Annotated in this window: 29 protein-coding genes; 5 read left to right on the top strand and 24 right to left on the bottom strand. The window is 65.7% G+C overall.

The window, feature by feature from the left end:
* The 10 genes from rplB to rpsL form a co-directional block, all read right to left on the bottom strand.
* Positions 1-852 (bottom strand): 50S ribosomal protein L2, encoded by an 852-nt coding sequence (gene rplB, locus AC07TU_RS07955; RefSeq protein WP_066574454.1) that lies wholly within the window; start codon positions 850-852, stop codon positions 1-3.
* Position 853: 1 nt separating this feature from the next.
* On the bottom strand, positions 854-1,168 hold the full coding sequence (locus AC07TU_RS07950) for a 50S ribosomal protein L23 (RefSeq protein WP_066574460.1): 315 nt from the start codon (positions 1,166-1,168) through the stop codon (positions 854-856).
* A complete protein-coding gene (gene rplD, locus AC07TU_RS07945) occupies positions 1,161-1,775 on the bottom strand; it encodes a 50S ribosomal protein L4 (protein WP_495187374.1) in 615 nt (204 codons plus the stop codon). Before rplD ends, AC07TU_RS07950 begins: the two co-directional genes overlap by 8 nt.
* Positions 1,776-1,777: 2 nt before the next feature.
* Positions 1,778-2,536, bottom strand: a complete 759-nt coding sequence (gene rplC / locus AC07TU_RS07940) for a 50S ribosomal protein L3 (protein WP_495161818.1) — start codon at positions 2,534-2,536, stop codon at positions 1,778-1,780.
* A gap of 365 nt (positions 2,537-2,901) precedes the next feature.
* Positions 2,902-3,210 carry a 30S ribosomal protein S10 gene (gene rpsJ, locus AC07TU_RS07935; RefSeq protein WP_066574470.1) on the bottom strand — a complete coding sequence of 103 codons (309 nt, stop codon included), beginning with the start codon at positions 3,208-3,210 and terminating at the stop codon, positions 2,902-2,904.
* Between the two features lie 96 nt (positions 3,211-3,306).
* Positions 3,307-4,173: a hypothetical protein gene (locus AC07TU_RS07930; RefSeq protein ID WP_495187373.1), complete on the bottom strand. Its 867-nt coding sequence runs from the start codon at positions 4,171-4,173 to the stop codon at positions 3,307-3,309.
* A gap of 97 nt (positions 4,174-4,270) precedes the next feature.
* Entirely contained in the window at positions 4,271-5,467 is a 1,197-nt protein-coding gene (gene tuf / locus AC07TU_RS07925; protein WP_495187372.1) for an elongation factor Tu, read from the bottom strand.
* A gap of 91 nt (positions 5,468-5,558) precedes the next feature.
* Entirely contained in the window at positions 5,559-7,652 is a 2,094-nt protein-coding gene (gene fusA, locus AC07TU_RS07920) for an elongation factor G (RefSeq protein WP_495187371.1), read from the bottom strand.
* Positions 7,653-7,758: 106 nt separating this feature from the next.
* Complete coding sequence (gene rpsG / locus AC07TU_RS07915; RefSeq protein WP_488277729.1) at positions 7,759-8,229, bottom strand: 30S ribosomal protein S7; 471 nt, start codon at positions 8,227-8,229, stop codon at positions 7,759-7,761.
* A gap of 59 nt (positions 8,230-8,288) precedes the next feature.
* Positions 8,289-8,660 (bottom strand): 30S ribosomal protein S12, encoded by a 372-nt coding sequence (rpsL, locus tag AC07TU_RS07910; protein WP_346248215.1) that lies wholly within the window; start codon positions 8,658-8,660, stop codon positions 8,289-8,291.
* Here rpsL and AC07TU_RS07905 point away from each other — a divergent pair.
* Both AC07TU_RS07905 and AC07TU_RS07900 read left to right on the top strand, forming a co-directional pair.
* On the top strand, positions 8,659-9,876 hold the full coding sequence (locus tag AC07TU_RS07905; RefSeq protein WP_495187370.1) for a hypothetical protein: 1,218 nt from the start codon (positions 8,659-8,661) through the stop codon (positions 9,874-9,876). The two genes, rpsL and AC07TU_RS07905, sit on opposite strands and share 2 nt — an antisense overlap.
* A gap of 5 nt (positions 9,877-9,881) precedes the next feature.
* A complete protein-coding gene (locus AC07TU_RS07900; protein WP_495187369.1) occupies positions 9,882-10,349 on the top strand; it encodes a bactofilin family protein in 468 nt (155 codons plus the stop codon).
* On the opposite strand, the gene AC07TU_RS07895 is transcribed toward AC07TU_RS07900, so the two are convergent.
* From AC07TU_RS07895 to AC07TU_RS07885, 3 genes are read right to left on the bottom strand one after another with little or no spacing between them, the layout of a single operon-like run.
* Entirely contained in the window at positions 10,346-11,623 is a 1,278-nt protein-coding gene (locus AC07TU_RS07895; RefSeq protein WP_495187368.1) for a Xaa-Pro dipeptidase, read from the bottom strand. The genes AC07TU_RS07900 and AC07TU_RS07895 overlap by 4 nt on opposite strands.
* A 54-nt stretch (positions 11,624-11,677) precedes the next feature.
* Positions 11,678-12,016, bottom strand: a complete 339-nt coding sequence (locus tag AC07TU_RS07890; protein ID WP_495187367.1) for a DUF3140 domain-containing protein — start codon at positions 12,014-12,016, stop codon at positions 11,678-11,680.
* Between the two features lie 13 nt (positions 12,017-12,029).
* Positions 12,030-12,494 carry an MAPEG family protein gene (locus AC07TU_RS07885; RefSeq protein ID WP_495187366.1) on the bottom strand — a complete coding sequence of 155 codons (465 nt, stop codon included), beginning with the start codon at positions 12,492-12,494 and terminating at the stop codon, positions 12,030-12,032.
* Positions 12,495-12,567: 73 nt separating this feature from the next.
* Between AC07TU_RS07885 and AC07TU_RS07880 the strand changes: the two genes are divergently transcribed.
* Positions 12,568-13,014 carry a GFA family protein gene (locus AC07TU_RS07880; protein ID WP_495187365.1) on the top strand — a complete coding sequence of 149 codons (447 nt, stop codon included), beginning with the start codon at positions 12,568-12,570 and terminating at the stop codon, positions 13,012-13,014.
* Between the two features lie 3 nt (positions 13,015-13,017).
* On the opposite strand, the gene AC07TU_RS07875 is transcribed toward AC07TU_RS07880, so the two are convergent.
* The 5 genes from AC07TU_RS07875 to AC07TU_RS07855 all read right to left on the bottom strand — a co-directional run bounded on the left by AC07TU_RS07875 (position 13,018) and on the right by AC07TU_RS07855 (position 16,901).
* Positions 13,018-13,374, bottom strand: a complete 357-nt coding sequence (locus AC07TU_RS07875) for a hypothetical protein (protein WP_495187364.1) — start codon at positions 13,372-13,374, stop codon at positions 13,018-13,020.
* Positions 13,375-13,544: 170 nt separating this feature from the next.
* Positions 13,545-14,945, bottom strand: a complete 1,401-nt coding sequence (gene lpdA, locus AC07TU_RS07870; protein ID WP_495187363.1) for a dihydrolipoyl dehydrogenase — start codon at positions 14,943-14,945, stop codon at positions 13,545-13,547.
* Between the two features lie 64 nt (positions 14,946-15,009).
* On the bottom strand, positions 15,010-15,402 hold the full coding sequence (locus tag AC07TU_RS07865; RefSeq protein ID WP_371836681.1) for an acyl-CoA thioesterase: 393 nt from the start codon (positions 15,400-15,402) through the stop codon (positions 15,010-15,012).
* On the bottom strand, positions 15,386-15,598 hold the full coding sequence (locus AC07TU_RS07860; protein ID WP_495187362.1) for a hypothetical protein: 213 nt from the start codon (positions 15,596-15,598) through the stop codon (positions 15,386-15,388). The genes AC07TU_RS07865 and AC07TU_RS07860 overlap by 17 nt, the downstream gene beginning before the upstream one ends.
* 7 nt (positions 15,599-15,605) lie before the next feature.
* A complete protein-coding gene (locus tag AC07TU_RS07855) occupies positions 15,606-16,901 on the bottom strand; it encodes a pyruvate dehydrogenase complex dihydrolipoamide acetyltransferase (protein WP_495187361.1) in 1,296 nt (431 codons plus the stop codon).
* A gap of 146 nt (positions 16,902-17,047) precedes the next feature.
* Between AC07TU_RS07855 and AC07TU_RS07850 the strand changes: the two genes are divergently transcribed.
* Complete coding sequence (locus AC07TU_RS07850) at positions 17,048-17,503, top strand: universal stress protein (protein ID WP_495187360.1); 456 nt, start codon at positions 17,048-17,050, stop codon at positions 17,501-17,503.
* A 5-nt stretch (positions 17,504-17,508) separates the two neighbouring features.
* Positions 17,509-18,807 carry a M20/M25/M40 family metallo-hydrolase gene (locus AC07TU_RS07845; RefSeq protein WP_495187359.1) on the top strand — a complete coding sequence of 433 codons (1,299 nt, stop codon included), beginning with the start codon at positions 17,509-17,511 and terminating at the stop codon, positions 18,805-18,807.
* A 69-nt stretch (positions 18,808-18,876) separates the two neighbouring features.
* Here AC07TU_RS07845 and AC07TU_RS07840 read toward each other — a convergent pair whose 3' ends face one another.
* The 6 genes from AC07TU_RS07840 to AC07TU_RS07815 all read right to left on the bottom strand — a co-directional run bounded on the left by AC07TU_RS07840 (position 18,877) and on the right by AC07TU_RS07815 (position 24,476).
* Entirely contained in the window at positions 18,877-19,818 is a 942-nt protein-coding gene (locus tag AC07TU_RS07840; RefSeq protein WP_495187358.1) for an RcnB family protein, read from the bottom strand.
* A gap of 194 nt (positions 19,819-20,012) precedes the next feature.
* A complete protein-coding gene (locus AC07TU_RS07835) occupies positions 20,013-20,498 on the bottom strand; it encodes a GAF domain-containing protein (protein ID WP_495187357.1) in 486 nt (161 codons plus the stop codon).
* Between the two features lie 40 nt (positions 20,499-20,538).
* Positions 20,539-21,216, bottom strand: a complete 678-nt coding sequence (locus AC07TU_RS07830) for a DNA alkylation repair protein (protein WP_495187356.1) — start codon at positions 21,214-21,216, stop codon at positions 20,539-20,541.
* Positions 21,213-21,620, bottom strand: coding sequence for an alternative ribosome rescue aminoacyl-tRNA hydrolase ArfB (arfB, locus tag AC07TU_RS07825; RefSeq protein WP_495187355.1), 408 nt, complete (start codon positions 21,618-21,620; stop codon positions 21,213-21,215). Before arfB ends, AC07TU_RS07830 begins: the two co-directional genes overlap by 4 nt.
* Positions 21,607-22,281 carry an RluA family pseudouridine synthase gene (locus AC07TU_RS07820; RefSeq protein ID WP_495187354.1) on the bottom strand — a complete coding sequence of 225 codons (675 nt, stop codon included), beginning with the start codon at positions 22,279-22,281 and terminating at the stop codon, positions 21,607-21,609. Before AC07TU_RS07820 ends, arfB begins: the two co-directional genes overlap by 14 nt.
* 44 nt (positions 22,282-22,325) lie before the next feature.
* A complete protein-coding gene (locus AC07TU_RS07815) occupies positions 22,326-24,476 on the bottom strand; it encodes a sensor domain-containing protein (protein ID WP_495187353.1) in 2,151 nt (716 codons plus the stop codon).
* Positions 24,477-24,547: the final 71 nt, after the last annotated feature.

Here is a 24,547-nt window from a genome sequence, read left to right as displayed (position 1 = left end):
TTAGCCCTTCTTCTTCGCGTGGCGGCTGCGGATGATGAACTTATCCGTCGCCTTGTTGTGACGAGTGCGCGCACCCTTGGTCGGCTTGCCCCACGGAGTGACCGGATGACGGCCGCCAGAGGTCCGGCCTTCACCACCGCCGTGCGGGTGGTCGACCGGGTTCTTGGCGACGCCGCGGGTCAGCGGGCGGATGCCCTTCCAGCGGTTGCGGCCAGCCTTGGCGAGGTTGGTGTTGCCGTTGTCGGGGTTCGACACGGCGCCAACGGTGCACATGCACTCGCCGCGGATGTAGCGCTGCTCGCCCGAGTTGAGGCGAACGATCACCATACCACGGTCACGACCAACGACCTGCACATAGGTGCCTGCCGAACGTGCGATCTGACCACCCTTGCCGGGCTTCATCTCGACGTTGTGGACGATCGTGCCGACCGGAGCCTGGCCGATTTCCATCGCATTGCCGGGCTTCACGTCGGTCTTCTTGGCCGCGATCACCTTGTCGCCAACGCCGAGGCGCTGGGGAGCGATGATGTAAGCCAGACGATCCTTGCCGTTCTCGTCCGCGCCATAGTTGATCAGCGCGATGAAGGCGGTGCGGTTGGGATCATATTCGATCCGCTCCACGGTGCCGTCGACGTCCCACAGGCGGCGCTTGAAATCGATGATACGATAACGCTGCTTGTGGCCGCCCGCGATGCCGCGCGAAGTCACGTGGCCCTTGTTGTTGCGGCCGCCGGTCTTGCGCTTGCCTTCGGTCAGCGCCTTGACGGGGCCGCCCTTGTGCAGACCCGAACGGTCTACCAGGATCAGGCCACGCCGCGCCGGCGAAGTCGGGTTGTAATTCTTAAGAGCCATCTCAGTTGACCCCCTGCGTCACGTCGATCGAGTCACCATCCTTGAGGGTGACGATCGCCTTCTTGATGTCGCTGCGCGTGTAGGGCTTGCCCTTCCAGCGCTTCGTCTTGCCCTTCTGGACGATCGTGTTCACCGCGGTGACACCGACGCCGAAGATCGCCTCGACCGCCGCCTTGATCTGCGGCTTGGTCGCGTCGTTGGCGACCTTGAAGACCACCGCGTTCGCCTCGGAGACGAGCGTGGACTTCTCGGTGATGTGCGGCGCAACGATCACGTCGTAATGACGGATGTCCACCTGCTTGCCCTGCTTAGCCATTGAAGCGAGCCTCCAGCTTCTCGACGGCAGCGCGGGTCAGGACCAGCGTGTCGTGCTTCAGGATGTCATAGACGTTGGCACCCGCCGCCGGGAGGACGTCGACGCCCACCAGGTTGCGTGCGGCCAGGAAGCCGTTGCCGGCCTCACCGTCGATCACGAGCGCGGTCTTACCGACCTTCAGACCAGCGAACTGATCCTTGAGCGCCGAAGTCTTGCTCGCTTCGAAACCGTCGAGGACGATCAGCGAACCCGCCTTGGCATGGCTCGAAAGCGCCATCTTCAGGCCGAGCGCGCGAATCTTCTTGTTCAGCGAGATGTTGAAGTCCCGCTTGCGCGCGCCGTGCGCCTTACCGCCGCCGATGAAGATCGGGGCCGCACGGTCGCCGTGACGAGCCGTACCGCCGCCCTTCTGGCGACCGAACTTCTTGCCGGTGCGCGACACTTCCGAACGCTCACGCGTCGGACGAGCCGTCTCACGGCGGTTCCACAGCTGCCAGGTGACGACGCGATGCAGGATGTCGGCGCGCGGCTCGAGGCCGAACACGTCGTCATTCAGATCGATGTCGCCCGATGCCTTGGCGTCGAGGGTCTGTACCTTGACCTTCACGTTCAGCCCTCCTGGCCGTCGGTCGCCTCGGGAGCCTCGACCGTATCGGCCGGGGTATCCGCGGGGGCGTCGTTGTTGCTGTTGGCAGCCTGCTTGATGCTGGCCGGGAACGGCGCGTCGGCGTGACGCGCGACCTTCACCGAGTCCTTGACGAACAGCCAGCCACCCTTCGAGCCAGGGACCGAGCCCTTGACGAAGATCAGGCCGCGCTCGACGTCGGTGCCGACGATCTCGAGGTTCTGCTGGGTGCGGTTCTTGTCGCCCATGTGGCCGGCCATCTTCTTGTTCTTGAAGACGCGGCCCGGATCCTGACGGTTACCCGTCGAACCCAGCGCACGGTGCGAGATCGAAACGCCGTGGGTCGCACGCATACCGCCGAAACCCCAACGCTTCATGCCGCCCGCAAAGCCCTTGCCCTGCGTACGACCCTGAATGTCGACGAACTGGCCTGCGACATAGTGGTCGGCCGAAATCTCGGCACCCACGTCAAGCAGACCGTCCGCATCCACGCGGAACTCCGCGAGGATCGCCTTAGGCTCCACTTCGGCCTTGCCGAACTGGCCGCGCTGCGGCTTGGCGACATTCTTCGCCTTGGCGCTGCCAGCGCCAAGCTGAACGGCGGTGTAGCCGTCCTTATCCATTTCGCGACGAGCGACGACCTGAACGCCTTCGAGGCTCAGAACGGTAACCGGCACGTGGCGGCCGTCGTCCTGAAACAGGCGGGTCATCCCCAACTTCTTCGCGATCACGCCAGTGCGCATGATCAGTACACTCCATAACAGAGGCACCCCACGGACCATTCCGAAGGGTGCGTGCCTCAGCCCGTAGATGCGATGCGAGCCCCCGTCCGGGCTGAATTCCCGCCCGAAAGCAGGAAAGACGGGGGACGCAGACCCGGACCGAAGTCCGGCGGTATCCCTATGTCGTTTGAGCGTTTCGCTCTGGCTGGAACTTCGGATCGGGATCGATCCGGCCTGCCCGCGCGACCCCGATGGAATCGCGAATCTCGTATGGGAAGCGGCGCCTTTACGTCAGCTTCACTTCCCTGTCCACCCCTCACCCAGCCTTTTCGGCGAATGCGGAACGGAAACAGCCCCGATCGAGGATCGGGGCTGCGTCAACTGGCTCAGGCCAGCTTGATTTCGACGTCGACGCCGGCGGCGAGGTCGAGCTTCATCAGCGCGTCGACCGTCTGCGGGGTCGGCTGCACGATGTCGAGCATGCGCTTGTAGGTGCGCACTTCGAACTGCTCGCGGCTCTTCTTGTCGATGTGGGGGCCACGGTTGACCGTGAACTTCTCGATCTTGGTCGGAAGCGGAATGGGGCCACGGATGAGAGCGCCGGTGCGGCGCGCAGTGTCGGCGATGTCGCCGGTCGCCTGGTCGAGCACGCGGTGATCGAACGCCTTCAGGCGGATGCGGATGTTGTTGTCCATGTCCCTACCGATGTGAAAGAGCGGACCCCGTTGCCGGGGTTCTTGCTGGTTGAACTCAAACTGAAGGCGGCCCCTTACCGGCACACGCCCAGGATATCAAGCCCCCAGATCACCGCCTGTCGCCGGAAAACGCAGCTCGCGCGCCTGCGCGAGCGAAAGTGCCTCGATCGCCGCCACAGCCCGTTCGGGATCGGGCAGCCCGAACAGGTCATGCTCCTCGACATCGGGGCCCACCTGCCGGGTCACGGAAACCCAACCGCGTTGCCCGTCCTGATCGACCAGCGCCGCGCCGATGATGCTGTCCCCCGCGATCTCGCGATACGCCACGCCGCGCATGGGCGAGAGCCACACGATACGCCTGTCGGTGACGGCCACCGTTCCAAGCGAGTCGAAAACCCAGCTGCTCAGAACCTTGCGGGCAACGAGGATCGCCGGGACGATCGACCCGAAGAGCAGACCGATCAGCAGCAACGCCCAGAAGGCCCGAGGCCAGACGCCGACCCCGGTCAGGATTCTCCAGAGCCACCAGGCGATCAGGACCGGAGCCAGCACCGTCAGCGACAGCAAAGGCGCTCGTGACCCCGTCAAGGTCCGCCAGCCCGGCCGCGCGGCCCACACAACGCGCTCCCCCAATTCCAACCCAGCGCCTGCGGCCGAAGCGGAAGGGTCCGGCGCACGCCAAGCCATACGGAGTCCGCGCGCAAACAGCACCACCAACATCGCCAGAAACAGGATGCCGGAAACGATCAGAACCGGCCGGATCTGCTCGAGGGGAACCGGAATGCGCAAGGCCCCGCCCCGGAAACCCGCCCACCCCGCTTCGCTGGAAGCGGCGATCGTCTGGAAGAGAAACAAGCCGATAAAGCACAGCGGCACGACCATGGCCGATGCGATCAGCGCGATTCGGACCCAGCGCGGCTGGCCGCTTAGAAGGTCGCTGCCATCGTCTTCAGGCTCGCTCATCTTTCTCCCCCGCCAACCCCTTTGCCCGTCACAAACAAAAAGCCCGGCCTCCCCAAGGGAAGCCGGGCTCTTCGTTCTCAGCCCTTGCGGGCGTCGATTACTTGTCGATGCTGCTGACGACGCCTGCACCGACGGTGCGGCCGCCTTCGCGGATCGTGAAGCGCTGGCCCACGTCCATAGCGATCGGCGCGATCAGCTTGATGCCGAGAGCGACTTCGTCGCCCGGCATCACCATCTCGGTGCCCGAAGGCAGCTCGATCGTGCCGGTCACGTCCGTGGTACGGAAGTAGAACTGCGGACGATAGTTGGCGAAGAACGGCGTGTGACGGCCACCCTCGTCCTTCGACAGGACGTACACGCTCGACTGGAAGTCGGTGTGCGGGGTGATCGAACCCGGCTTCGCGAGCACCTGGCCACGCTCAACTTCTTCACGGCCAACGCCGCGGATCAGCGCGCCGATGTTGTCGCCGGCCTGGCCCTGGTCGAGCAGCTTGCGGAACATTTCGACGCCCGTGACGGTGGTCTTGCGGACTTCCGGATGGATGCCGACGATCTCGACTTCCTCACCAACCTTCACCACGCCGGTCTCGACGCGGCCGGTCACGACGGTGCCGCGACCCGAGATCGAGAACACGTCTTCGATCGGCATCATGAACGGCTTGTCGAGCGGACGCTCCGGCTGCGGGATCGACTCGTCGACAGCGGCCATGAGCGCGAGGATCGCATCCTTGCCGAGCTTGTCGTCCGAACCCGACAGAGCGGCGGTCGCCGAACCACGGATGATCGGAATGTTGTCGCCGTCGAACTCACGACGCGACAGCTCTTCGCGGATTTCCATCTCGACCAGCTCGAGGATTTCCTCGTCGTCGACCAGATCGACCTTGTTGAGGAAGACCACCATGGTCGGCACGCCGACCTGCTTGGCGAGCAGGATGTGCTCCTTGGTCTGCGGCATCGGGCCGTCGGTGGCCGACACGACCAGGATCGCGCCGTCCATCTGCGCCGCGCCGGTGATCATGTTCTTCACATAGTCGGCGTGGCCGGGGCAGTCGACGTGCGCATAGTGACGCGAATCGGTCTCATACTCGACGTGCGCGGTCGAGATGGTGATGCCGCGCTCACGCTCTTCCGGAGCCTTGTCGATGTTGGCGAAGTCGACAGCCGCGTTGCCCGCGACGTTCTCTGCCAGAATCTTGGTGATCGCGGCCGTCAGCGAGGTCTTGCCGTGATCGACGTGACCGATGGTGCCGATGTTGAGGTGCGGTTTAGTCCGCTCAAACTTTGCCTTCGCCATTGTTTCCTACCTTCTGATTCAATTTTCCCGGACCGCTACGGGACTCGCGAGAACGCGGCCCCATAGCGGTTCAATTCACGTAACGCCAGCCTTAGGCCAGCTTGGCCTTCACTTCGTCAGCCACGTTCGGCGGCACTTCGTCATAGTGCGAGAACTGCATGCTGTACTGCGCGCGTCCCTGGGTGAACGAGCGGAGCTGGTTCACGTAACCGAACATGTTGGCCAGCGGGACCATCGCCTCAACCGTCTGCGCGTTGCCGCGGCTGTCGGTACCCTGGATCTGGCCACGGCGGCTGTTGATGTCGCCGATCACGTCACCGAGATAGTCCTCGGGGGTCACGACCTCGACCTTCATGATCGGCTCGAGCAGCTTGATGCCGGACTTCTGCGCCGCTTCGCGCATTGCGGCGCGGGCGGTGATTTCGAAGGCGAGCGCCGACGAGTCGACGTCATGGTACGCGCCGTCATACAGCAGCACTTCGAAGTCGATGATCGGGAAGCCAACCAGCGAACCGGTCAGCGCGGTCTCGCGGAAGCCCTTTTCGATCGCGGGGATATATTCCTTCGGAATGTTACCGCCCTTGATCTCGTCCTTGAAGACGAAGCCCGAACCGCGCTCACCCGGGGTCAGCTTGACCTTGACGCGGCCGAACTGGCCAGTGCCGCCCGACTGCTTCTTGTGGGTGTAGTCGATGTCCACCGGCTTCGCGAGATACTCGCGATACGCCACCTGCGGTGCGCCGACATTCGCCTCGACCTTGAACTCGCGCTTCATGCGATCGACCAGGATTTCCAGGTGAAGTTCACCCATGCCCTTGATGATCGTCTGGCCCGACTCATGATCGGTCGAAACGCGGAACGAAGGATCCTCGGCGGCCAGGCGGTTGAGGGCGATGCCCATCTTCTCCTGGTCGGCCTTGGTCTTCGGCTCCACCGACAGCTCGATCACCGGCTCGGGGAATTCCATCCGCTCGAGGATGATCGGGTGCGCGCTGTCGCACAGCGTGTCGCCGGTCGTGGTCTCCTTGAGACCCGCGATCGCGACGATGTCGCCCGCACGCGCCTCATCGATGTCCTCACGCGAGTTCGCGTGCATGAGGAGCATACGGCCGATCTTTTCCTTCTTGTCCTTCACCGAGTTCAGGTAGCTGCCCTTCGACAGCGTACCCGAATAGATGCGGGCGAAGGTGAGCGAGCCGACGAACGGGTCGTTCATGATCTTGAACGCCAGCAGCGACATCGGGGCATCGTCGGCGGGCGGACGCGAGTCCGGGGTCTCGCCGTCGAGCTTCACGCCCTGAACGTCGGGAATGTCGAGCGGGCTCGGCAGATAGTCGACGACCGCGTCCAGCAGGGGCTGCACGCCCTTGTTCTTGAACGACGAGCCGCACAGCACCGGCACGAAATCGAACGCCAGCGTGCCCTTGCGGATCAGCGCCTTCAGCGTGGCGATGTCGGGCTCGTTACCCTCGAGGTACGCGTCCATCGCCGCGTCGTCCTGCTCGACGGCGATTTCGATCAGCTCGCCGCGGGCAGCCGCAGCCGCAGCCTTCAGCTCGTCCGGAATCTCGCGATATTCGAACTTCGCGCCCAGCGACTCGTCGAGCCACACGATCGCGCGGTTCTCGACCAGGTCGACAAGGCCGACGAACTGGCTCTCGATGCCGATCGGCAGATACAGCACGGCGGTACGCGCGCCCAGACGATCCTTGATCATGTTGACGCAACGCTCGAAGCTCGCACCGGTACGGTCCAGCTTGTTGACGTAGCAGAGGCGCGGCACGCGATACTTGTCGGCCTGACGCCACACGGTCTCCGACTGCGGCTCGACGCCGGCAACGCCGTCGAAGCAGGTGACCGCGCCGTCGAGCACGCGCAGCGAACGCTCGACTTCAATCGTGAAGTCGACGTGGCCCGGCGTGTCGATGATGTTGATCAGGTGCTCTTCACCCTTGCCCTCTTCGGCGCGCCACTTGCACGTGGTCGCCGCGGACGTGATCGTGATCCCGCGCTCCTGCTCCTGCTCCATCCAGTCCATCGTCGCAGTGCCTTCGTGCACTTCGCCGATCTTGTAGGACTTGCCGGTGTAATAGAGGATGCGCTCGGTCGTCGTCGTCTTGCCGGCGTCGATGTGCGCCATGATGCCAATATTGCGATAACGCTCGAGCGGATGGCTGCGGGCCATGATCGGGGTTCCTTAGCGATGTGGGGAGCCGCTTGCGACGGCTCCCCGGAATATAGGTGCGAAAATTACCAGTGCCAGATCATCGGCTTTCGCCGATGGTCCAGGCTTACCAGCGATAGTGGCTGAACGCGCGGTTCGCTTCCGCCATGCGGTGCGTGTCTTCGCGCTTCTTGACCGCGTTGCCACGGTTGTTCGAAGCGTCCAGCAGCTCGCCCGACAGGCGGCCCGACATGGTGTTCTCGCTGCGATTGCGGGCCGAAGTGATCAGCCAGCGGATCGCGAGCGCCTGAGCACGCTCGGGACGGACTTCGACCGGAACCTGATAGGTCGCACCGCCGACGCGGCGGCTGCGGACCTCGATGCCCGGCTTGATGTTGTTGAGCGCTTCGTGGAAGACTCCGATCGGATCCTTCTTCGCGCGCTGCTCGACAACCTCGAGTGCCGAATAGACGATGCCTTCAGCGACGGACTTCTTGCCGTCCAGCATCACGCTGTTCATGAACTTCGACAGAACCTGATCACCATAGACGGGATCGGGCAGGATTTCCCGCTTCTCGGGACGACGACGACGTGCCATCTTGAATTTCCTTCTAAAACTTCAGCCGGTTCCGGAACACGTCCGGGGCTTACTTTGGCTTACTTCGGACGCTTCGCGCCGTACTTCGAACGGCTCTGCTTGCGGTCCTTGACACCCTGGGTATCGAGAACGCCGCGCAGGACGTGATAGCGCACACCGGGAAGATCGCGCACACGGCCGCCACGGATCAGGACCACCGAGTGCTCCTGCAGGTTGTGGCCCTCGCCGGGGATGTACGAGATGACTTCGCGGCTGTTGGTCAGACGGACCTTGGCCACCTTGCGAAGCGCCGAGTTCGGCTTCTTCGGGGTCGTGGTGTACACACGGGTGCAAACGCCGCGCTTCTGCGGGTTCTGCTCCATCGCAGGGACCTTGCTCTTGGTCTTCTGCGGTTCGCGGCCCTTGCGGACCAGCTGGTTGATCGTCGGCATGAAGCCCTTCACCTTTTTCGTTACCGGTTGCCCGGCGGTTACTGTGCGGGAGCCCTGGTTGTGCAATACAAAAGGGCCTGGCGGGCGTACCCCCTGGCCCCAAGTCTCCGACACCGTTCAGCTCTGCCCCACCCGGAACGGCGAAAAGCCGACAGAATCGACTCTCTGCCCCGGTGCGGAACGCGCGGCCTATACGCTCGCGGCCCTGGCCGGTCAATGGCAGCGCAGAAGGCGGTTCAGCGCGCCGCGCATTGACCTGCTCCCGGGCAATCCGCCGGCGATCCTTAACCCGATTTTCAGGCCCGTCCTTCACTGGCAGATCATGCCGCCGCTGCCGCTCCGCCCAGCAATGCCCACGCCCATGACAGGGCTGGCCATGGCCGCTATCCCCTTCGCCGCGCTCACGGCTCTGCTCTCGGGATGGAGCGCCGCCGCGGCCACCGCCGCCTGTATCATGGCCGTCGCCGCCGCAATCGGCCGGCAACATCTCGTCATGAGCCTCTGGTTCGGCATCGCCATCGCGTTCGGCGGCCATGCGTTGCTCCTCGCCCCCTTCTTCGTCGCCATCGCCATCCGGCACCGGGCCGGCATTCGCGCCTGGCTCGCCGCGCCGTCCATATGGCTGGCGGCGACACTCCCCTGGCTGATCGCCGGATGGCGGCCCGCGGGACTCGATCTGAGCACAGCGGGTGCACCCGCCATCTGGTCGCTCGCTGCCGCGACCATGCCCGATCACCTGCTCCAGCTTCTTGGTCTCGCCCTTGCCGCCGCGCTCGGCGCCATCGCCGCTTTCGCCGCCCGAATGCAGGTCGTGCCTATGGACCGCGCCGGCATGATCGGCATGGCGGGCCTTTCGGCGCTTCTGACCGCGGGCCTGCTGCCCGGCATGCGGCCGGACGCATTCATTCTCGCCGCGACCCTCACTCTTGCCTGCGCCGCCATCCGCCCGAACCGCTCCACGCTTCTTGTCGCGGGGCTGGTTCAGGCTGGATTCTTCATCGCGATCAGCGCAGCCCCCGGATCCGGCGTGCCGGCGATCGCGATCTCTGCGCTGTGCATGATCGCGGCGACATGGATCGCAGCGCAGCCACTGATTACCCCCCACGCGAATGATAATCGCGACGGATCGCATCGAATCCCGCCCGCATACGGGCTGCACGGCACCCTGTCCTTTGATATGGTGAGTGCGCGGCCCGCACGGCCGCGGGGGGAGTAACATCGATGTTCGGAAGCAAGACGCGTGATGACCGGCCGGCGATGCCGCTGGCGACCGGAGGCAACGGCAATGGCCGGCGTGGCATGTTTTCCGTGATCGGCGCCGATGTCGTGATCGCCGGCAACATCAACGCCAGCGCCGAATTGCATGTCGAGGGCCGGATCGAGGGCGATGTCGACTGCGCCGCGCTGATCCAGGGTGCCGAGAGCCACATCGTCGGTGGCGTCACCGCCGAAAGCGCCCGCATTGCCGGTGCGATCGAGGGTGCGGTCCGCGTCCGCCAGCTCACCGTCGAGCGCAGCGCGCGCATCACCGGCGACGTCGAGTATGAGAATATCACGATCGAGAATGGCGGCCATATCGACGGCCGGATGCGCCGCATCGGCGCCACCACCGTGACGATCACCCCGCTGATCGGCAGCGACGCCCCGCGCGCACCGCTCGCGACGACGGTCGAAGCCGCGACGGGTTAGTCGCCCGATACCAGTTTGCCGCCCTTGATCACCGCCTTCACCGCGGTGAGCACGCGCACGTCCTTGAGCGGATCGCCCTCAACCGCGACGATGTCGCCATAGCGGCCGACAGCAATCGCGCCGACATCCTTCTCGCGCCCCAGCGCCTGCGCAGCGTTGACCGTCGCCGCGCGGATCGCCTCGAGCGGCGTCATCCCATATTCGACCATCACCCGGAACTGTCCGGCCGCGGTACCGTGCGGCATCACGCCGGCGTCGGTACCGAACACCATCTTCACCCCGGCGGCATGCGCCTTGCGGAAATTGTCGCGCTGGATCTGCGCCACCTCACGGTCCTTGCGCAGATTGTCCTCGAGCACGCCATTCTTCTTGCCCTCGGCCTGGGTATAGTCCGTGTTGAAGATATCCATCGAGAACCAGACCGGCTGCTTGCGCGCCGCAGCAAGCTTGATGCCCTCGTCATCGACCAGGCTGGCATGCTCGATCGTGTCGATCCCCGCGCGGATCGCCGCCTTGATCCCCGCCGCCCCATGCGCGTGCGCGGCGACCCGCAGCCCCCATTGATGCGCTTCGTCGGCGATGGCGCGCATCTCTTCCTCGGACAGCTGCTGCTGCCCCGGCTCGGTGTTGCGCGAGAAAACGCCCCCGGTCGCGCAGATCTTGATGACCTCAGCACCGTATTTGCGCTGCTCGCGCACCTTGACCCGCAGTTCCTGCGGCCCGTCGCCCACCGCCACGCCCTTGGCCTTGAACGAGGGCGGCAAATAGGTCTGATCGCAATGCCCGCCGGTCGCCCCAAGTGCATGCGCCGCCGGCACGATCCGCGGCCCTTCGATCAGCCCTTCCTCGATCGCCTGCTTGTAGCCGACATCGGCATAATTCTCGGACCCGACATTGCGGATCGTCGTGAAACCGGCCTTGAGCATCGCGCGTGCGTTGGCGACGCCCTGGATCGCCCAAAAGCTGTCGGTGAACTGCAGCCCGGTATAGCCACCATAGAGCGGGTTGGCGTCGAGATGCACATGCATGTCGATCAGGCCGGGCAGGATCGTCTTGCCGCTGAGGTCGATATGCCGGACGTCGCTGCCCCAGCGCACGGTGCGCGCATCCGCAATGTTCTTGATCCGCCCGTCCTCGATGAACACGGCAGGATGCTCGACCACCGTCCCGGCGACGACATCCACCATGCGGTCGGCGGTGACGACGACGGTCTCGGCACCGGCAGGCGTGGCGGCGAGCGCGGCTGCAGCCGCGAAGATCAACTGGCGCTTCATGGAATCCCCGTTTGGCGTTTTCCCGACGCTCGCCGCGCCCGCGCCAAAGGTCAATCATTTCAGCGGATCATGCCCCCAGTTCATCAGCGAATAGCGCCATCGCGAGACCGGAATCCGGAATTCATCGTGCGGCCCCTGCCCGCGGTGCCGCCGCACGAAACCCACGACTTTCCGCATATGCGCATAGTCGGCGCCATCGAGTTCAGCCTGCTTCCGGCGCAGGATCTCGACGATCCGCCGGCCCGAAGCGCGACCGACGCTCTCGCTCTCGCCCGGCCGCGTGAAGCCGACCTTGCGGCTCTGCTCGGTCTCCAGCCATTCCTCGATCTCGCCGGCGGTCATGTTCACCGCCTCGTGAAAATTCCGCCACACCTGTTCGTGGTCGTCCCGCATCTCGCCCCGACGCTCAAACCCTGACCGGGTTCTCCAATATCCCGTCCGGCATCGGCTTCACGCTCGCGATATCGATCGCAAAGCCGATCCACATCGCCAGCAGGACAAGCGCAGAGAGTGAGAAGAGCAGCGCCCGCACCGGTACCTTCTTCGGCCCGATATGGACGAAGCTATGGGCACAGCGAAGCGCCACATAGACCCACGCCAGCGCCACCTGCACCTTGGTGTCCTGATTGGTGAAGAGCAGTAGCGGCACCAGCGCGAAATAGAGTCCCGGCATCTCGAACAGGTTGCGATAATTGTTCGCGGGCATCTCGACCGGCTCGAAATAGCGCAGCGCAGCCTCGCCGGTTGCGAGATCCTCAGCCTTGGGCGGATTGGCTTGGATATGCCCGAACCGCTTCACGAACATCATCGTGTAGACGATGAACATCAGGCCCACGAGCGCGAATGTGGGCCACAGGATCGAAATACCCATGCCGCTGTCCCTCTCCTTCGGTTATGGGCGGCAAGGTGGCGGCACAACGCCACACTGTAAAGCGGAGGACAGGATGGTGACGGGTCAGGAAGGCGGATGCCGCTGCGGCAAGATACGGTTCCGGATCAACGCCGAGCCCTTCGTCACCGCCGTCTGCCATTGCCGCGGCTGCCAGAAGATGACCGCAAGCGCCTTTTCAACCACCCTCACCCTGCCCGCCGATGCGCTCGAGATCCTCGAGGGTGAACCGGTGATCGGCGGCCTGCATGGCGACGAGGCACGGCATCACCATTGCGGCTGGTGCAAGAGCTGGCTCTTCACCCGCCTTCCGCCCGAATATGGCGCGGTGAACGTGCGCGCGACGATGCTCGACGACGCAAGCGGATTCGTCCCGTTCATCGAAACCTATACGAGCGAGAAACTCCCCTGGGCACAAACCGGTGCAGCCCACAGCTTCGAGCGCTTCCCCGAGCCGTCCGACTATCCAAGGCTGATGCAGGCGTTCGCTGAAGCGAACTGAGCGTCAGACCTTGCGGCCGAAGACGGGGCGCGGCGCAGCGCTGTCGGGCACAGAGAAATTCGCCTCGCCCGCAGCCTTCTTCTCGAGATAGCGGGAGATCGCTGCATCCGCGTCGAAATCGCCGGATGCTGTATCGCTGCGATCCGGTGCCTTCTTGCCTTTGGGCTTCGTCGCCAGCCCGAGCAGCTTGAACAGGATCGGAAGGCTGAGCAGCAGGCTGATCGCGGCAAGCCCGATCACCGTCGGCATCAGCTGCTGCGACGCCACTCCGCCCATCGATGCGTTCACGCGATAGAGGTAGATCGCCAGCCCGCCGAACCAGAAGACGGGCACGATCCCCAGAAACGCTTTTGCCGACATGCCATGCTCCCGCAAATCGCGCGGCAGCATGGCAGGGTTTCACCAAGAAAGGCTGAACGGGATTTGAGATGCGCCTTGCGGCGCATTGCGGCACCGGCCCGCTCCCCCACCCGGCCACCCATATGATACTGCCGTTGGGTGGCCGGGTGGGGGAGCGGGCCGGTGCCGCCTCACATGTGCAGCTGGCGCCCGTACGCGGCCAGCACCGCCTCGTGCATCGTCTCGCTGATCGTCGGATGCGGGAACACCGTCTCCATCAGTTCCGCCTCGGTGGTCTCGAGCGTCTTGCCGATCGTGTAGCCCTGGATCATCTCGGTCACTTCCGCGCCGATCATGTGAGCGCCGAGCAGCTCGCCGGTCTTGGCGTCGAACACCGTCTTCACAAAGCCCTCGGGCTCGCCGAGCGCGATCGCCTTGCCGTTGCCGATGAAGGGGAAGTTACCGACCTTGACCTCATAGCCCGCTTCCTTCGCCTTCGCCTCGGTCAGGCCGACACTGGCGATCTGCGGGTGGCAATAGGTGCAGCCCGGGATGTTGCGCGGGTCCATCGCGTGCGGATGCTTGCCAGCAATCGCCTCGGCCGCGATCACGCCCTCATGGCTCGCCTTGTGCGCGAGCCACGGCGGCGCGGTGATGTCGCCGATCGCGTAGAGGCCGTCGATGTTGGTCTTGCAGGCGGGGTCGGTCTTGAGGAAGCCGCGATCGTCGACATCGACGCCCAGTTCCTTGAGGCCGATATCGGCGGTGTTCGGGACGATGCCGATCGCGACGATAACGTGGCTGAACTCGCCATTCACCGCCTTGCCGTCCTTGCCGGTGATCGTCGCCTTCACGCCATTGGCGTCGGCCGCGATCTTGTCGATCTTGGCGCTGGTCATGATCGTCATGCCCTGCTTCTTCAGCGCCTTCTCCAAATGCGCGGAGATGTCGGCATCCTCGACCGGCACGATGCGGTCGAGCATCTCGACCACGGTCACTTCGGCGCCCATGTCATTGTAGAAGCTCGCGAACTCGATGCCGATCGCGCCCGATCCGATGACCAGCAGCTTCTTCGGCATCTCCTTAGGCGTCATCGCGTGGCGATAGGTCCACACCTTGTTGCCGTCCGCAGGAAGCCCCGGCAGGTCGCGCGCGCGCGCGCCGGTCGCGAGGATGATGTTCTTCGCGGTCAGCTCGGTCACCTTGCCGTCCTCGGCCGTGACGCTGAGCTTGCCCTTGCCGGTCAGCTTGCCGGTGCCGAAATGCACCGCGACCTTGTTCTTCTTCATCAGGTGCGTGACGCCCTGGTTGAGCTGCTTGGCGACGCCGCGCGAACGCTTGACCACGGCTTCGAGGTCCGCGGTGATCTTCTCGGCGGCGAGGCCATAGTCCTTGGCGTGCTGCATGAAGTGGAAGATCTCGGCCGAGCGCAGCAGCGCCTTGGTCGGAATGCAGCCCCAGTTCAGACAGATCCCGCCCAGCAGCTCGCGCTCAACGATCGCGGTCTTGAGGCCGAGCTGGCTCGCGCGGATCGCGGCGACATAGCCGCCGGGTCCGGAACCGAGCACGATCACGTCATAGGATTCAGCCATTGTCTCTAGAGCCCCTGGGGAGTGAGGATTGAAGGATAGATAGGGTCGGCGAACGCGCCTTGCATCAGCCGTCCACCGGGCGCGGCTTGCGATCCTCGCCCACCGCCACGAAGGTGAAATTGGCCTGGGTCACCAGCTCGCGTTCCTCGCCATGGCGGCCGCGGCGCCAGGCCTCGACGTCGATCTTCATCGAGCTGCGGCCGACCTTGGTGAGCGCCGCATAGACCGACACCTCGTCGCCCACGAAGACAGGCGCGTGGAACTGCATCGCGTCCATCGCCACCGTCACGGCGCGGCCCTTAGCACGGCGCGCGGCGACAAGGCCGGCGGCCATATCCATCTGTCCGATCAGCCAGCCGCCGAAGATATCGCCATAGGCGTTGGCGTCGGCAGGCATCGTCGTCACGCGGATCGTCGGCTCGAAAGCCGGCGGCGACCGGTCAGGCATCACTTGCATTCCTCTTGGCGCGATCCGCCGCCATTGCCCGCCGCATCGGGCCGACCCCCATGCCGATCACGCACAGGATCGCGACGGCGGTCACCAGCCACACGTCGCGTGCGGCCAGCGGATAGGCCCAGGCCGAAACCGCAGCGATCACCAGCGCGACCGCAATTCCGGCGGCGATGTGCAGGGCTTCGACCAGGACGCGCATCGCGGCCTCAGGCCAGCAGGCCCATCGGCGACTCGACGAGCGCCTTGAACACCTTCATCAGCTCGGCGCCATCGGCCCCATCCACTGCGCGGTGATCGAAGCTGCCGGTCGCCGACATCACGGTCGCAACGCCCAGCGCGTCGTCGACGATGTACGGACGCTTCTCGCCCGCGCCGACCGCCAGGATCATTGCCTGGGGCGGGTTGATCACCGCATCGAACTGCTTGATCCCGAACATGCCCATGTTGGAGATGCTGGCGGTGCCGCCCTGATATTCGTGCGGCTGCAACTTGCCTTCCTTGGCGCGCTGGCCGAGCTCCTTCATCTGGGTCGAGATCGACGCCAGCCCGATATTCGCGGCATCGCGGATGATCGGGGTGATCAGGCCGGTCGGCGTGGACACCGCCACCGAGATGTCCGAGCGGCTGTACTTGACCAGCTTGTCGCCCGCATAGGTGACGTTGCACTTGGGCACCTGAGCCAGCGCAACCGCCAGCGCCTTGATCAGCATGTCGTTGACCGACAGCTTCACGCCCCGGCCTTCCAGGCTCTTGTTGAGCTGGCCGCGCAGCTTGAGCAGCGCGTCGAGCTGGACGTCGACGGTGAGGTAGATGTGCGGGATCGTCTGCTTCGCCTCGGTCAGGCGGCGCGCGATCGTCTTGCGGATGTTGCTGAGCTTCTCTTCTTCGTGCGGAATGGTCTCGTCGTACCACACCGAAGCGGGAGCCGCCGGAGCCGCAGCAGCAGGCGCCGCCGCCGCCGCGGGAGCCGCCGCCGATGCCGCAGCAGGCGCTGCGCCAGGCTTCGCGCCCTCGACATCCGCCTTGACGATACGGCCGTTCGGGCCCGAGCCGCTCACGCCGCCCAGGTCCACGCCCTTCTCGGCCGCGATGCGGCGCGCCAGCGGGCTGGCCTTGACGCGATCGCCGCTCGCCGCCGGGGCGGCGACAGGGGCCGCGACCGGAGCAGCGGGCGCCGCAGCCTTGGGTTCTTCCTTCGAGGCTTCGGCGGCCTTGGGCGCCTCTGCCTTGGGCGCTGCGGCGGCTGCGGAGACGTCCTCGCCCTCGCCCGCCAGCACCGCGATCACGGTGCCGACCTTCACGCCGTCAGTGCCCTCGGCGATCAGGATCTTGGCGATCACACCCTCGTCGACCGCTTCGAACTCCATCGTCGCCTTGTCGGTCTCGATCTCGGCCATCAGGTCGCCGGCCTTGACGGTATCGCCCTCCTTCACCAGCCATTTGGCGAGGGTGCCTTCTTCCATCGTCGGGGAAAGGGCAGGCATCTTGATGTCGATCGACATGGGTGGGGAGGATCCTGTCGCAGGGTGGTGGTTTGGCCCTCCCTTGCGCGATGAACGGCGCGGGTCAAGCCTCCCGCACCCGTCAACCCCTTGCACTCCGGCCCTTCCCGCGTCACCACGAAGGGGAAACGGGAGGGGATGGTTTCATGCGTACCTATCTTGTGGTGATCGATGAAAGCCCCGAAGCGCAGATCGCCCTGCGTTTCGCCGCACGCCGCGCGGTCAAGACGGGCGGCGGAGTCGAGATTCTCTCGCTGATTCCCAAGCCCGACTTCGTCCAGTGGGGCGGCGTGATGGCGACGATCGAGGAAGAGGCGCGCCAGCGCGCCGAAGCGCTCGTGGCCGGCGCCGCGGGTACGCTCATCCAGGAATCGGGCTTGAAGCCGACCATCACCGTCCGCGAAGGCGACGGCCCCAAGGTGATCCGCGAACTGATCGCCGCCAATCCGGAAATCGCCGCGCTCGTCCTTGGCGCGGCCGTGGGCGGCAAGCCGGGCGCGCTCGTCACCCATTTCACCAGCAGCGACATGGCCGCCCTTCCCGTCCCGCTGATGCTGATCCCGGGAAGCCTCGACCGCGACGCAATCGACCGGCTAAGCTGATCTCCATGCGAACCCTTCCCATGCTCGCGCTGCTCGCCGCAGCCCCCGCCGCCGCACAGGATTCTCCCAGCCCCGAACGCCTCAAGGCCGATGTCGAAAAGCTGGTGAGCTTCGGCACCCGCCACACCCTCTCGTCGGCGACCGATCCGGTTCGCGGCATCGGCGCCGCGCGCAAATGGGCAGCGGACGAGCTCAACCGCATCGGCGAGGCATGCAAGTGCATCGAGGTCGCCAACATCGCCCGCACCTTCACCGGCCCGCGCGCACCCAACGGGGTCGAGGTGGTCAACGTCCTCGGTTTCCAGGCCGGCGAAGACCCCAAGCGCGTCGTGATCGTGCAGGGCCATATCGATTCGCGCGTCAGCGACGTGATGAACGCTACCGCCGACGCCCCCGGCGCCAATGACGACGCCTCGGGCGTCGCACTGGTAATCGAGGCCGCGCGCATCCTGTCGAAACAGAAGCACAAGGCGACGATCATCTACGCCGCGCTGTCGGGTGAGGAACAGGGCCTGATGGGCGGCACCCTGCTCGCGGAAACCGCCAGGGAACGCGGCTGGACCGTGATCGCGGTGCTCAACAACGACATCGTCGGCAACACGATGGGCCAGAATGGCGTCCGCGTCGCCGATCGCGTCCGCGTCTTCTCCGAAGGCATCCGCGCGTCGGAGACGATCGAGGAACAGCTCCGCCGCCGCGGTGACGGTGGCGAGGATGACGGCCCCAGCCGCGCGCTCGCCAAGGCGATCGACAAGGTTGCCGACGGTATGCGCGACAAGGATAGCGGCGCGCTCGACGCCTTCATTGTCCGCCGCCCCGACCGCTTCGGCCGCGGCGGCGATCATGAGCCGTTCCTGCGCCTTGGCTTCCCGGCAATCCGCTTCTCGGTCGGCGCCGAGAATTACGACCAGCAGCACCAGGATCTGCGCACCGAGAACGGCCGCGTCTATGGCGACACGGTCGACAAGATGGACTTCCCCTATCTGGCAAAGGTGACCGCGCTCAACGTCGCGACGATCCGCCGCCTCGCCAACGCCCCCGACGCGCCGTCAGGCGTGGTGCTCGACGGCGCGCTGTCGCACGACATCAAGGTGAAGTGGAACCCGGTCGCAGGCGCCAAAGGCTATCGCGTCTACTGGCGCCGCAACGACACGCAGAACTGGACCGATGTGCGCGGCGTCGCCGGGCTGACGGAGACGGTGCTGAAGGACGTTCCGGTCGACGACCATTTCGTCGGCGTCGCGTCGGTCGCCGCCGACGGCAGCGAGAGCATCGTCACCTTCGGCACGCGCCCGCCGCGCTGATCTGGCACGGGTGTCTGGGAGCCCGCCGCCGCCGTCTCCCCCCATGGAACGGCGACGGCGGGTAGCGCCTCAACGGCAATAGCAGTTCTTGCTCTTCACCGGCGCGCGATAGAGTTTCTTGGTCGGGGCGCGGCGCACGACCTTGCGCGCGCCATAGGTCACATATTCCTCGGTCACGGTGGTCGTGGTGGTCACCACCGGTACCGACTGGATCACCACCGTCGTGGACGCCGGTGCCGTGTAGTAGCTCTGACCATAGCAGTTCGCGACGCACACCATCGGCCGCCGCGCATAGCCGCGATAGCCATGTTCCCCGCGATATTCGTAGCGGTCGCCGCGGCGCACATCGCGATCATAGTCGCGTTCATCATAGCCGAGCGCATCATAGTCGCGGTCATAGCGGTCGCGATCGGCGTAGTAGCCGTCATCGTCATCATAGTCGTAGCCATGACCGTCGCGGTCCCAGTCGAGGCCGCTGACCGAATCCCACACCTTGCCGCGGCGGTCGATCAGCACCGCATCGTCATAATAGCGGACCCAGTCATAGCCCGAAGCCGGACGGCTCAGCCCCCAGCTCGACCAGTCGTTGATCCAGAAGCCACCGCCAATCCAGTAGCTCGGCAACGTCCAGCCGCGCACCGGCCGGCGATAGGCGCCCCAGCCGCCCGGCGCGCGCCATCCGGCGTACCAGCGCCCGTCGATCCGCTGTCCCCAGCGCCCCGGGCGCGCCGGCTGCCAATTGCCCGGCCGCGGCGTGCCCGGAGTCCAGCTGCCGGGGCGATGCGGCCGCCCCGGCTGCCAGCCACCCGGCCGGGGCGTGCCCGGCCGCCAGTTGGGACGTTGCGGCGCATGAGCGGCCGGCATCGCCGTTGTGGGCACCACCGTAACCGGCGCGGCCGGCACGATTGCGGCGGGCGCGGGATAGGAGGCTCCCCGAGCCTGCTGCGCATCCGCGGGTGCGGCAATCGCAAGGCCGCTGACGGCTGCGACGATCAGGGTGGCGGTACGCATCGGGCGGCAACTCCTTTTTGGAATCGCGCCAGGCTCAGGCGAAGACGCGAATCTTCACCGTTTCTTAACACTTTCGTTACGGGCGCACCAAGTCACGCCGCGGATCGGCAAGTCCCAAATCGGGCCAATGACTTAACCATGATTCGATCGAGCACCGCGAAAGCCGTGCCAATCCGGAACAGGCGATTCGGCCGTTAACCCGCGATCCGCGGCGCCAGCAGCGTCACCAGCGCCTCGCATCCCGCCGCATCCTCGGCGTCGAACCGCCCGCGAGTCGGGCTGTCGAGATCGAGTACCCCGATCAGCCTGCCGTCGTGCACGATCGGAACGACCAGCTCGGCATTGCTCGCCGCGTCGCACGCGATATGGCCGGGAAACGCATGGACGTCCTCGATCAGCTGGGTCTCCCCGCTCGCCGCCGCCGCGCCGCACACGCCCTTGCCGAACGGAATGCGGATGCACGCCGCCTTGCCCTGGAACGGGCCCAGCACCAGCTCGCCGCCAACATTGCGGTAGAAGCCGGCCCAGTTGAGGTCGGGCAGATACTGCCAGATCAGCGACGCCGCGTTCGCCATGTTGGCGATCGCATCGTCCTCCCCCGCGGTCAGCGCGTCGAGCGCGGCCAGCAGGTCGCGATAAAGCTCGGCCTTGGATCCGGCCGCGATGTCGAAGCTGTACATGGCGCCGCAGGTGGCCTGCCGCGCCGCCGTGCGCAAGGGGTCAGGCGCCGCGCTTCAAATCCGCCTTGGCAAAGGCGCGCAGCGCGTCCTTGCCGTTCCAGCGCGCGGTCCGGTCGTCCGACGCCGCCAGCTTCGCCGCAAGTTCACGTGCTGCCGCGCGCAAGGCCGGGTCCTTCTTGCCCCCAATCGCTCGCAACGCCCAGTTGGCGCCCTTTTTGACGAAGTTGCGTTCATCGCCTGCCGCGCCCTCGATCAGATCGAGCCCATGCAGATAGTCCGCCGGACGCCCGTGCAGCGCCAGACAGGCGAGCAACGCAAACCCCGCACGCCGCCCCATCTCGTCATTGAGCTGCGTCCACGGCTCGACCAGCGCCGCCGCGCCATCGACCTTGTCGAACAGCTTGAAACAGGCGGTGTCGGTCACCGCCCAATTGTCGAACTCCGCGCGCCACGCATCCATCTGCGCGTGCGTGACCAACGCCGGATCGTCGATCAGGAAGGCGACCATCCGCGCTTCATAGACCCGTGTCGCCCACAGTTCCGCCGCAAGGTCATGATCCTTGCCCAGCGGCTTTGCGATCGCCTGCATCCGCGCCATCGGCACGCCCAGCACCCGGTCGGCCGTGACGATGCCGAAACGCGGTCCCATTTCGTCGCGAGTCCTGGCCGAGCTTTCGGCCTCCAGCGCCGCCAGCACCGCCTCGACCCGGCCGGTCATTCGACCCGCACCTTGCCCCGCCCCGCCTTGATCTGCGCGCGGCCCTTCTTCTCGTCCACCCGGCGTGCCTTGGCCGCCTTGCTCGGCTTGGTCTTGATCCGCCGTGCGTCGCGCTCATGTGCCTTGACCAGCAGCTCCACGATCCGCGCCCGCGCGTCCTGCCGGTTCGCCTCCTGCGTACGGAACTTCCGCGCGGTGACGACGAGTTCGCCGCCCGCGGTCATGCGGCTGCCCGCCAGTTCCTTGAGCTTGGAATAAGCCCAGGGCGGCAGGCCCAGCCGGAACACGTCGATGCGCAGCTGGACCGCGGTCGCGACCTTGTTGACGTTCTGCCCGCCCGGCCCTGACGCGGCGAGGAACTTCTCCTCGACCACCGCCGCTTCGGGGAATTCAGGCGGCGTCATCGGCCTGCGCGAACCCGCCGAACCCCATCGCCTTGAAGCGCTCGGGCGTCGGCGCCTCGGCATGGACATCGGGTTTGCCCGGCCGCGGCACGGTGAGTTGCGCCGCATGGAGCATCATCGTCCGTCCGCCCGCGACGCCATAGACCGGATCACCGGTGATCGGGATGCCCAGCCCCTCGGCGGCATGGACGCGGATTTGATGCGTTCGTCCGGTCTCGGGATAGAAAGCGATGAACGCCCGCCCGTCCTTGGCGTCCAGCACGCGCCAGCGCGTCCGTGCCGCCTTTCCCTTCGGATCACCGGTCATCCGCCAGCCGCGCTCGGCGCTCGAAACCTTGATCAGCGGCAAGTCGATCAAGCCCGACGGCTCCTCGGGCACACCGTCGATCACCGCGAGGTAGCGCTTGGTCACCGCCCCCGCCTCGAATGCCTGCTGGAAGCGGGCATGCGCCTTGGGGTTGCGTGCAAGCAGCAGGCAGCCGCTGGTGTCGCGGTCCAGCCGGTGCACCGGTGTCGGCCAGCGCTGGAAGCCGAAGGTCAAATTGCCCAGATAATTCTCCAGGCTGATCGATCCGTCGCGCGGCGGATCGACCGGCAGTCCGGCAGGCTTGTCGATGATGATCGCCTCTCCGTCGATGAAGAGAACATGGTCCTGGATCATGCCGTCCGCTTTGGGCGCTGCGGCGCCCGCGCGCAATGGCAGAACTAGCGGAGCGAAGTCCGGAACATCGGCAACTCCGATCGCGCCGACTGCACCATCGGCCGCTCCCAACCGGGTTCGGTCGAACGGTCGAGCGACAGGCCGAGTTGTGCGAGCATCATCGACGACACGCGATAGCGGGTGCGGTACCCGCCCTGCCCGTCGCTCACCAGCGGTTCGTCGAACTCGACGCCCTGATGCGTGCCGCGGGACCGGCGTACGGTCGCCACCGTCCATTGGCGGTCGCCGAAATCCATCACGAAGCGTGTGCCCACCGGCACGTCGACCAGCCCCTCGATCAGCGCACCCGTCCTGGAAAGATTGCGGAGGATCACCGGGTAATAATGGTCGCCATGCACCGCACCGATGCGGCGGAAGGTCGCAACGCGGCTGCCGCGCTGCTTTGCGGGACCGATCGGCTGGATCACCGGCTCCGCCTCGCCGACCATCTCCGCTGCTGCCGCGGCGGAGACCGGCAGGCTGTAGAGATAGCCCTGGATCAGCCCGACATCGAGCGCGCGGAGCGCTTCGAGCTGGTCGAGCGATTCCACACCCTCCGCCGTAGTCTCCATCCCCAGGGTGCGGGCGAGTGCGACGATCGCGGTGATGATCGCATTGTTGCGCGACGCGGGATCGGCGACCGAGCGCACGAAGCTCTGGTCGATCTTGATCTTGTCGAACGGCGCGGACTTCAGATAGCCGAGCGAGGAATAGCCCGTCCCGAAATCGTCGAGCGCCAGCCGCACGCCGATCTTCTTGAGCGTGGCAAAGGTCGCCTCCGCCTCGGCGCCACCGTCGATGAACACGCTTTCGGTGATCTCGAGCTCCAGCCGGTCGGGACTCAGTCCCGAATGGGCAAGTGCGCTGAGCACCACGTGCGGCAGGCTCGGATTGGCGAACTGGATCGGCGAAACGTTCACCGCGACGCGCAGATCGCCTGGCCAGGCCGCGGCATCCACACAGGCCTGGCGCATCGTCCATTCGCCCAGCCTTGCGATCAGGCTGGTTTCCTCGGCGATCGGGATGAACAAGGCAGGCGAGATGCGTCCGCGATCGGGATGGTTCCAGCGCAACAGTGCCTCGAACCCCGCGACCGCACTGGTCCTGGCATTGACCAGCGGCTGGTAGTTGACCTCCAGCTCGCCGCGGTCGAGCGCGTCGAGCAGGTCCTGTTCCAGCAGGCGCCGGTCCTCCGCCGCCTCCAGCATGTCGCGTGCGAAGAAACGGTAGCAGCCCCGCCCGGCGTCCTTGGCGGCGTAGAGCGCCAGATCGGCGTTGCGCGTCAGGTCCTCGGCCATGTCTCCGTCATGCGGAGCCAGCACGATGCCGATCGACGCACCGATCACGCAGCGGCTGCCATTGACGAAATAGGGCTGCGACACCGTGCGGATGATGTCCTCCGCCAGCGCCGCCAGCGCATTGCGGTCGGCAGGAACGCCGAGCACGATCTGAAACTCGTCGCCGCCGATGCGCCCCACGCAATCTTCATGGTTCAGCACGCGGCTCAGCCGCGCCGCAACCTGCGTCAGCAGCTGGTCGCCCGCCGGGTGACCCAGCGTATCGTTGACCAGCTTGAACCGGTCGAGATCGACCAGCAGCATCGCAAAGGACCGGTCGGAGCGGATCGATGCCAGCAACGCCTGCTCGACCAGTGCGGAAATGCCCCGCCGGTTGCGCAGGCCGGTCAGCGCGTCGTGGCTGGCGAGGCGCGAGATCGCCTCGGCAGATTCCTGCACCGCGGTGATGTCCGCGCCGATTCCCTGGAAGCCGGTAAAGTTCCCCGCCTGATCGAATTGCGGATTGCCGGACATCGTCCAGATCCGCTCCTGCGGGTCATGGGTGCAGCGCATGTTCACGCCGCGAAAGGGCTTCTGTTTCGCCAGCAGGAAGCCAATGGGGCCGGCCGTCTCGGCGGCTTCGCTCTCGATCCTGAACACCGCGGTCAGTTCGCTGCCCGCGACCCCCTGGCCGGCGACGGCAAACTCGTCCGCCACCCATTCGCTGATATAGGACAGCCGGCCTTCGCCGTCGGTGGCCCAGAACCAGTTGGTCCGCAGCCCTTCGATCGAGGCAAGCAGTTCACCCTGTGCCGGATGCGGGGCTGCACTGCCCCCGTTCCGCAACTTGCGTTGCGGACGAATCTTCGCCCCGATCAATCGACAGCTCCCGCCTGAATGACGTTACGGAGTGAGCGCTAGAGAGGCGTACTTGCGAATTGGTGAATCTG

Source organism: Sphingomonas sp. GW821-FHT03E12 (assembly GCF_059420685.1).
This window is presented reverse-complemented; position numbering and strand designations above follow the sequence as displayed.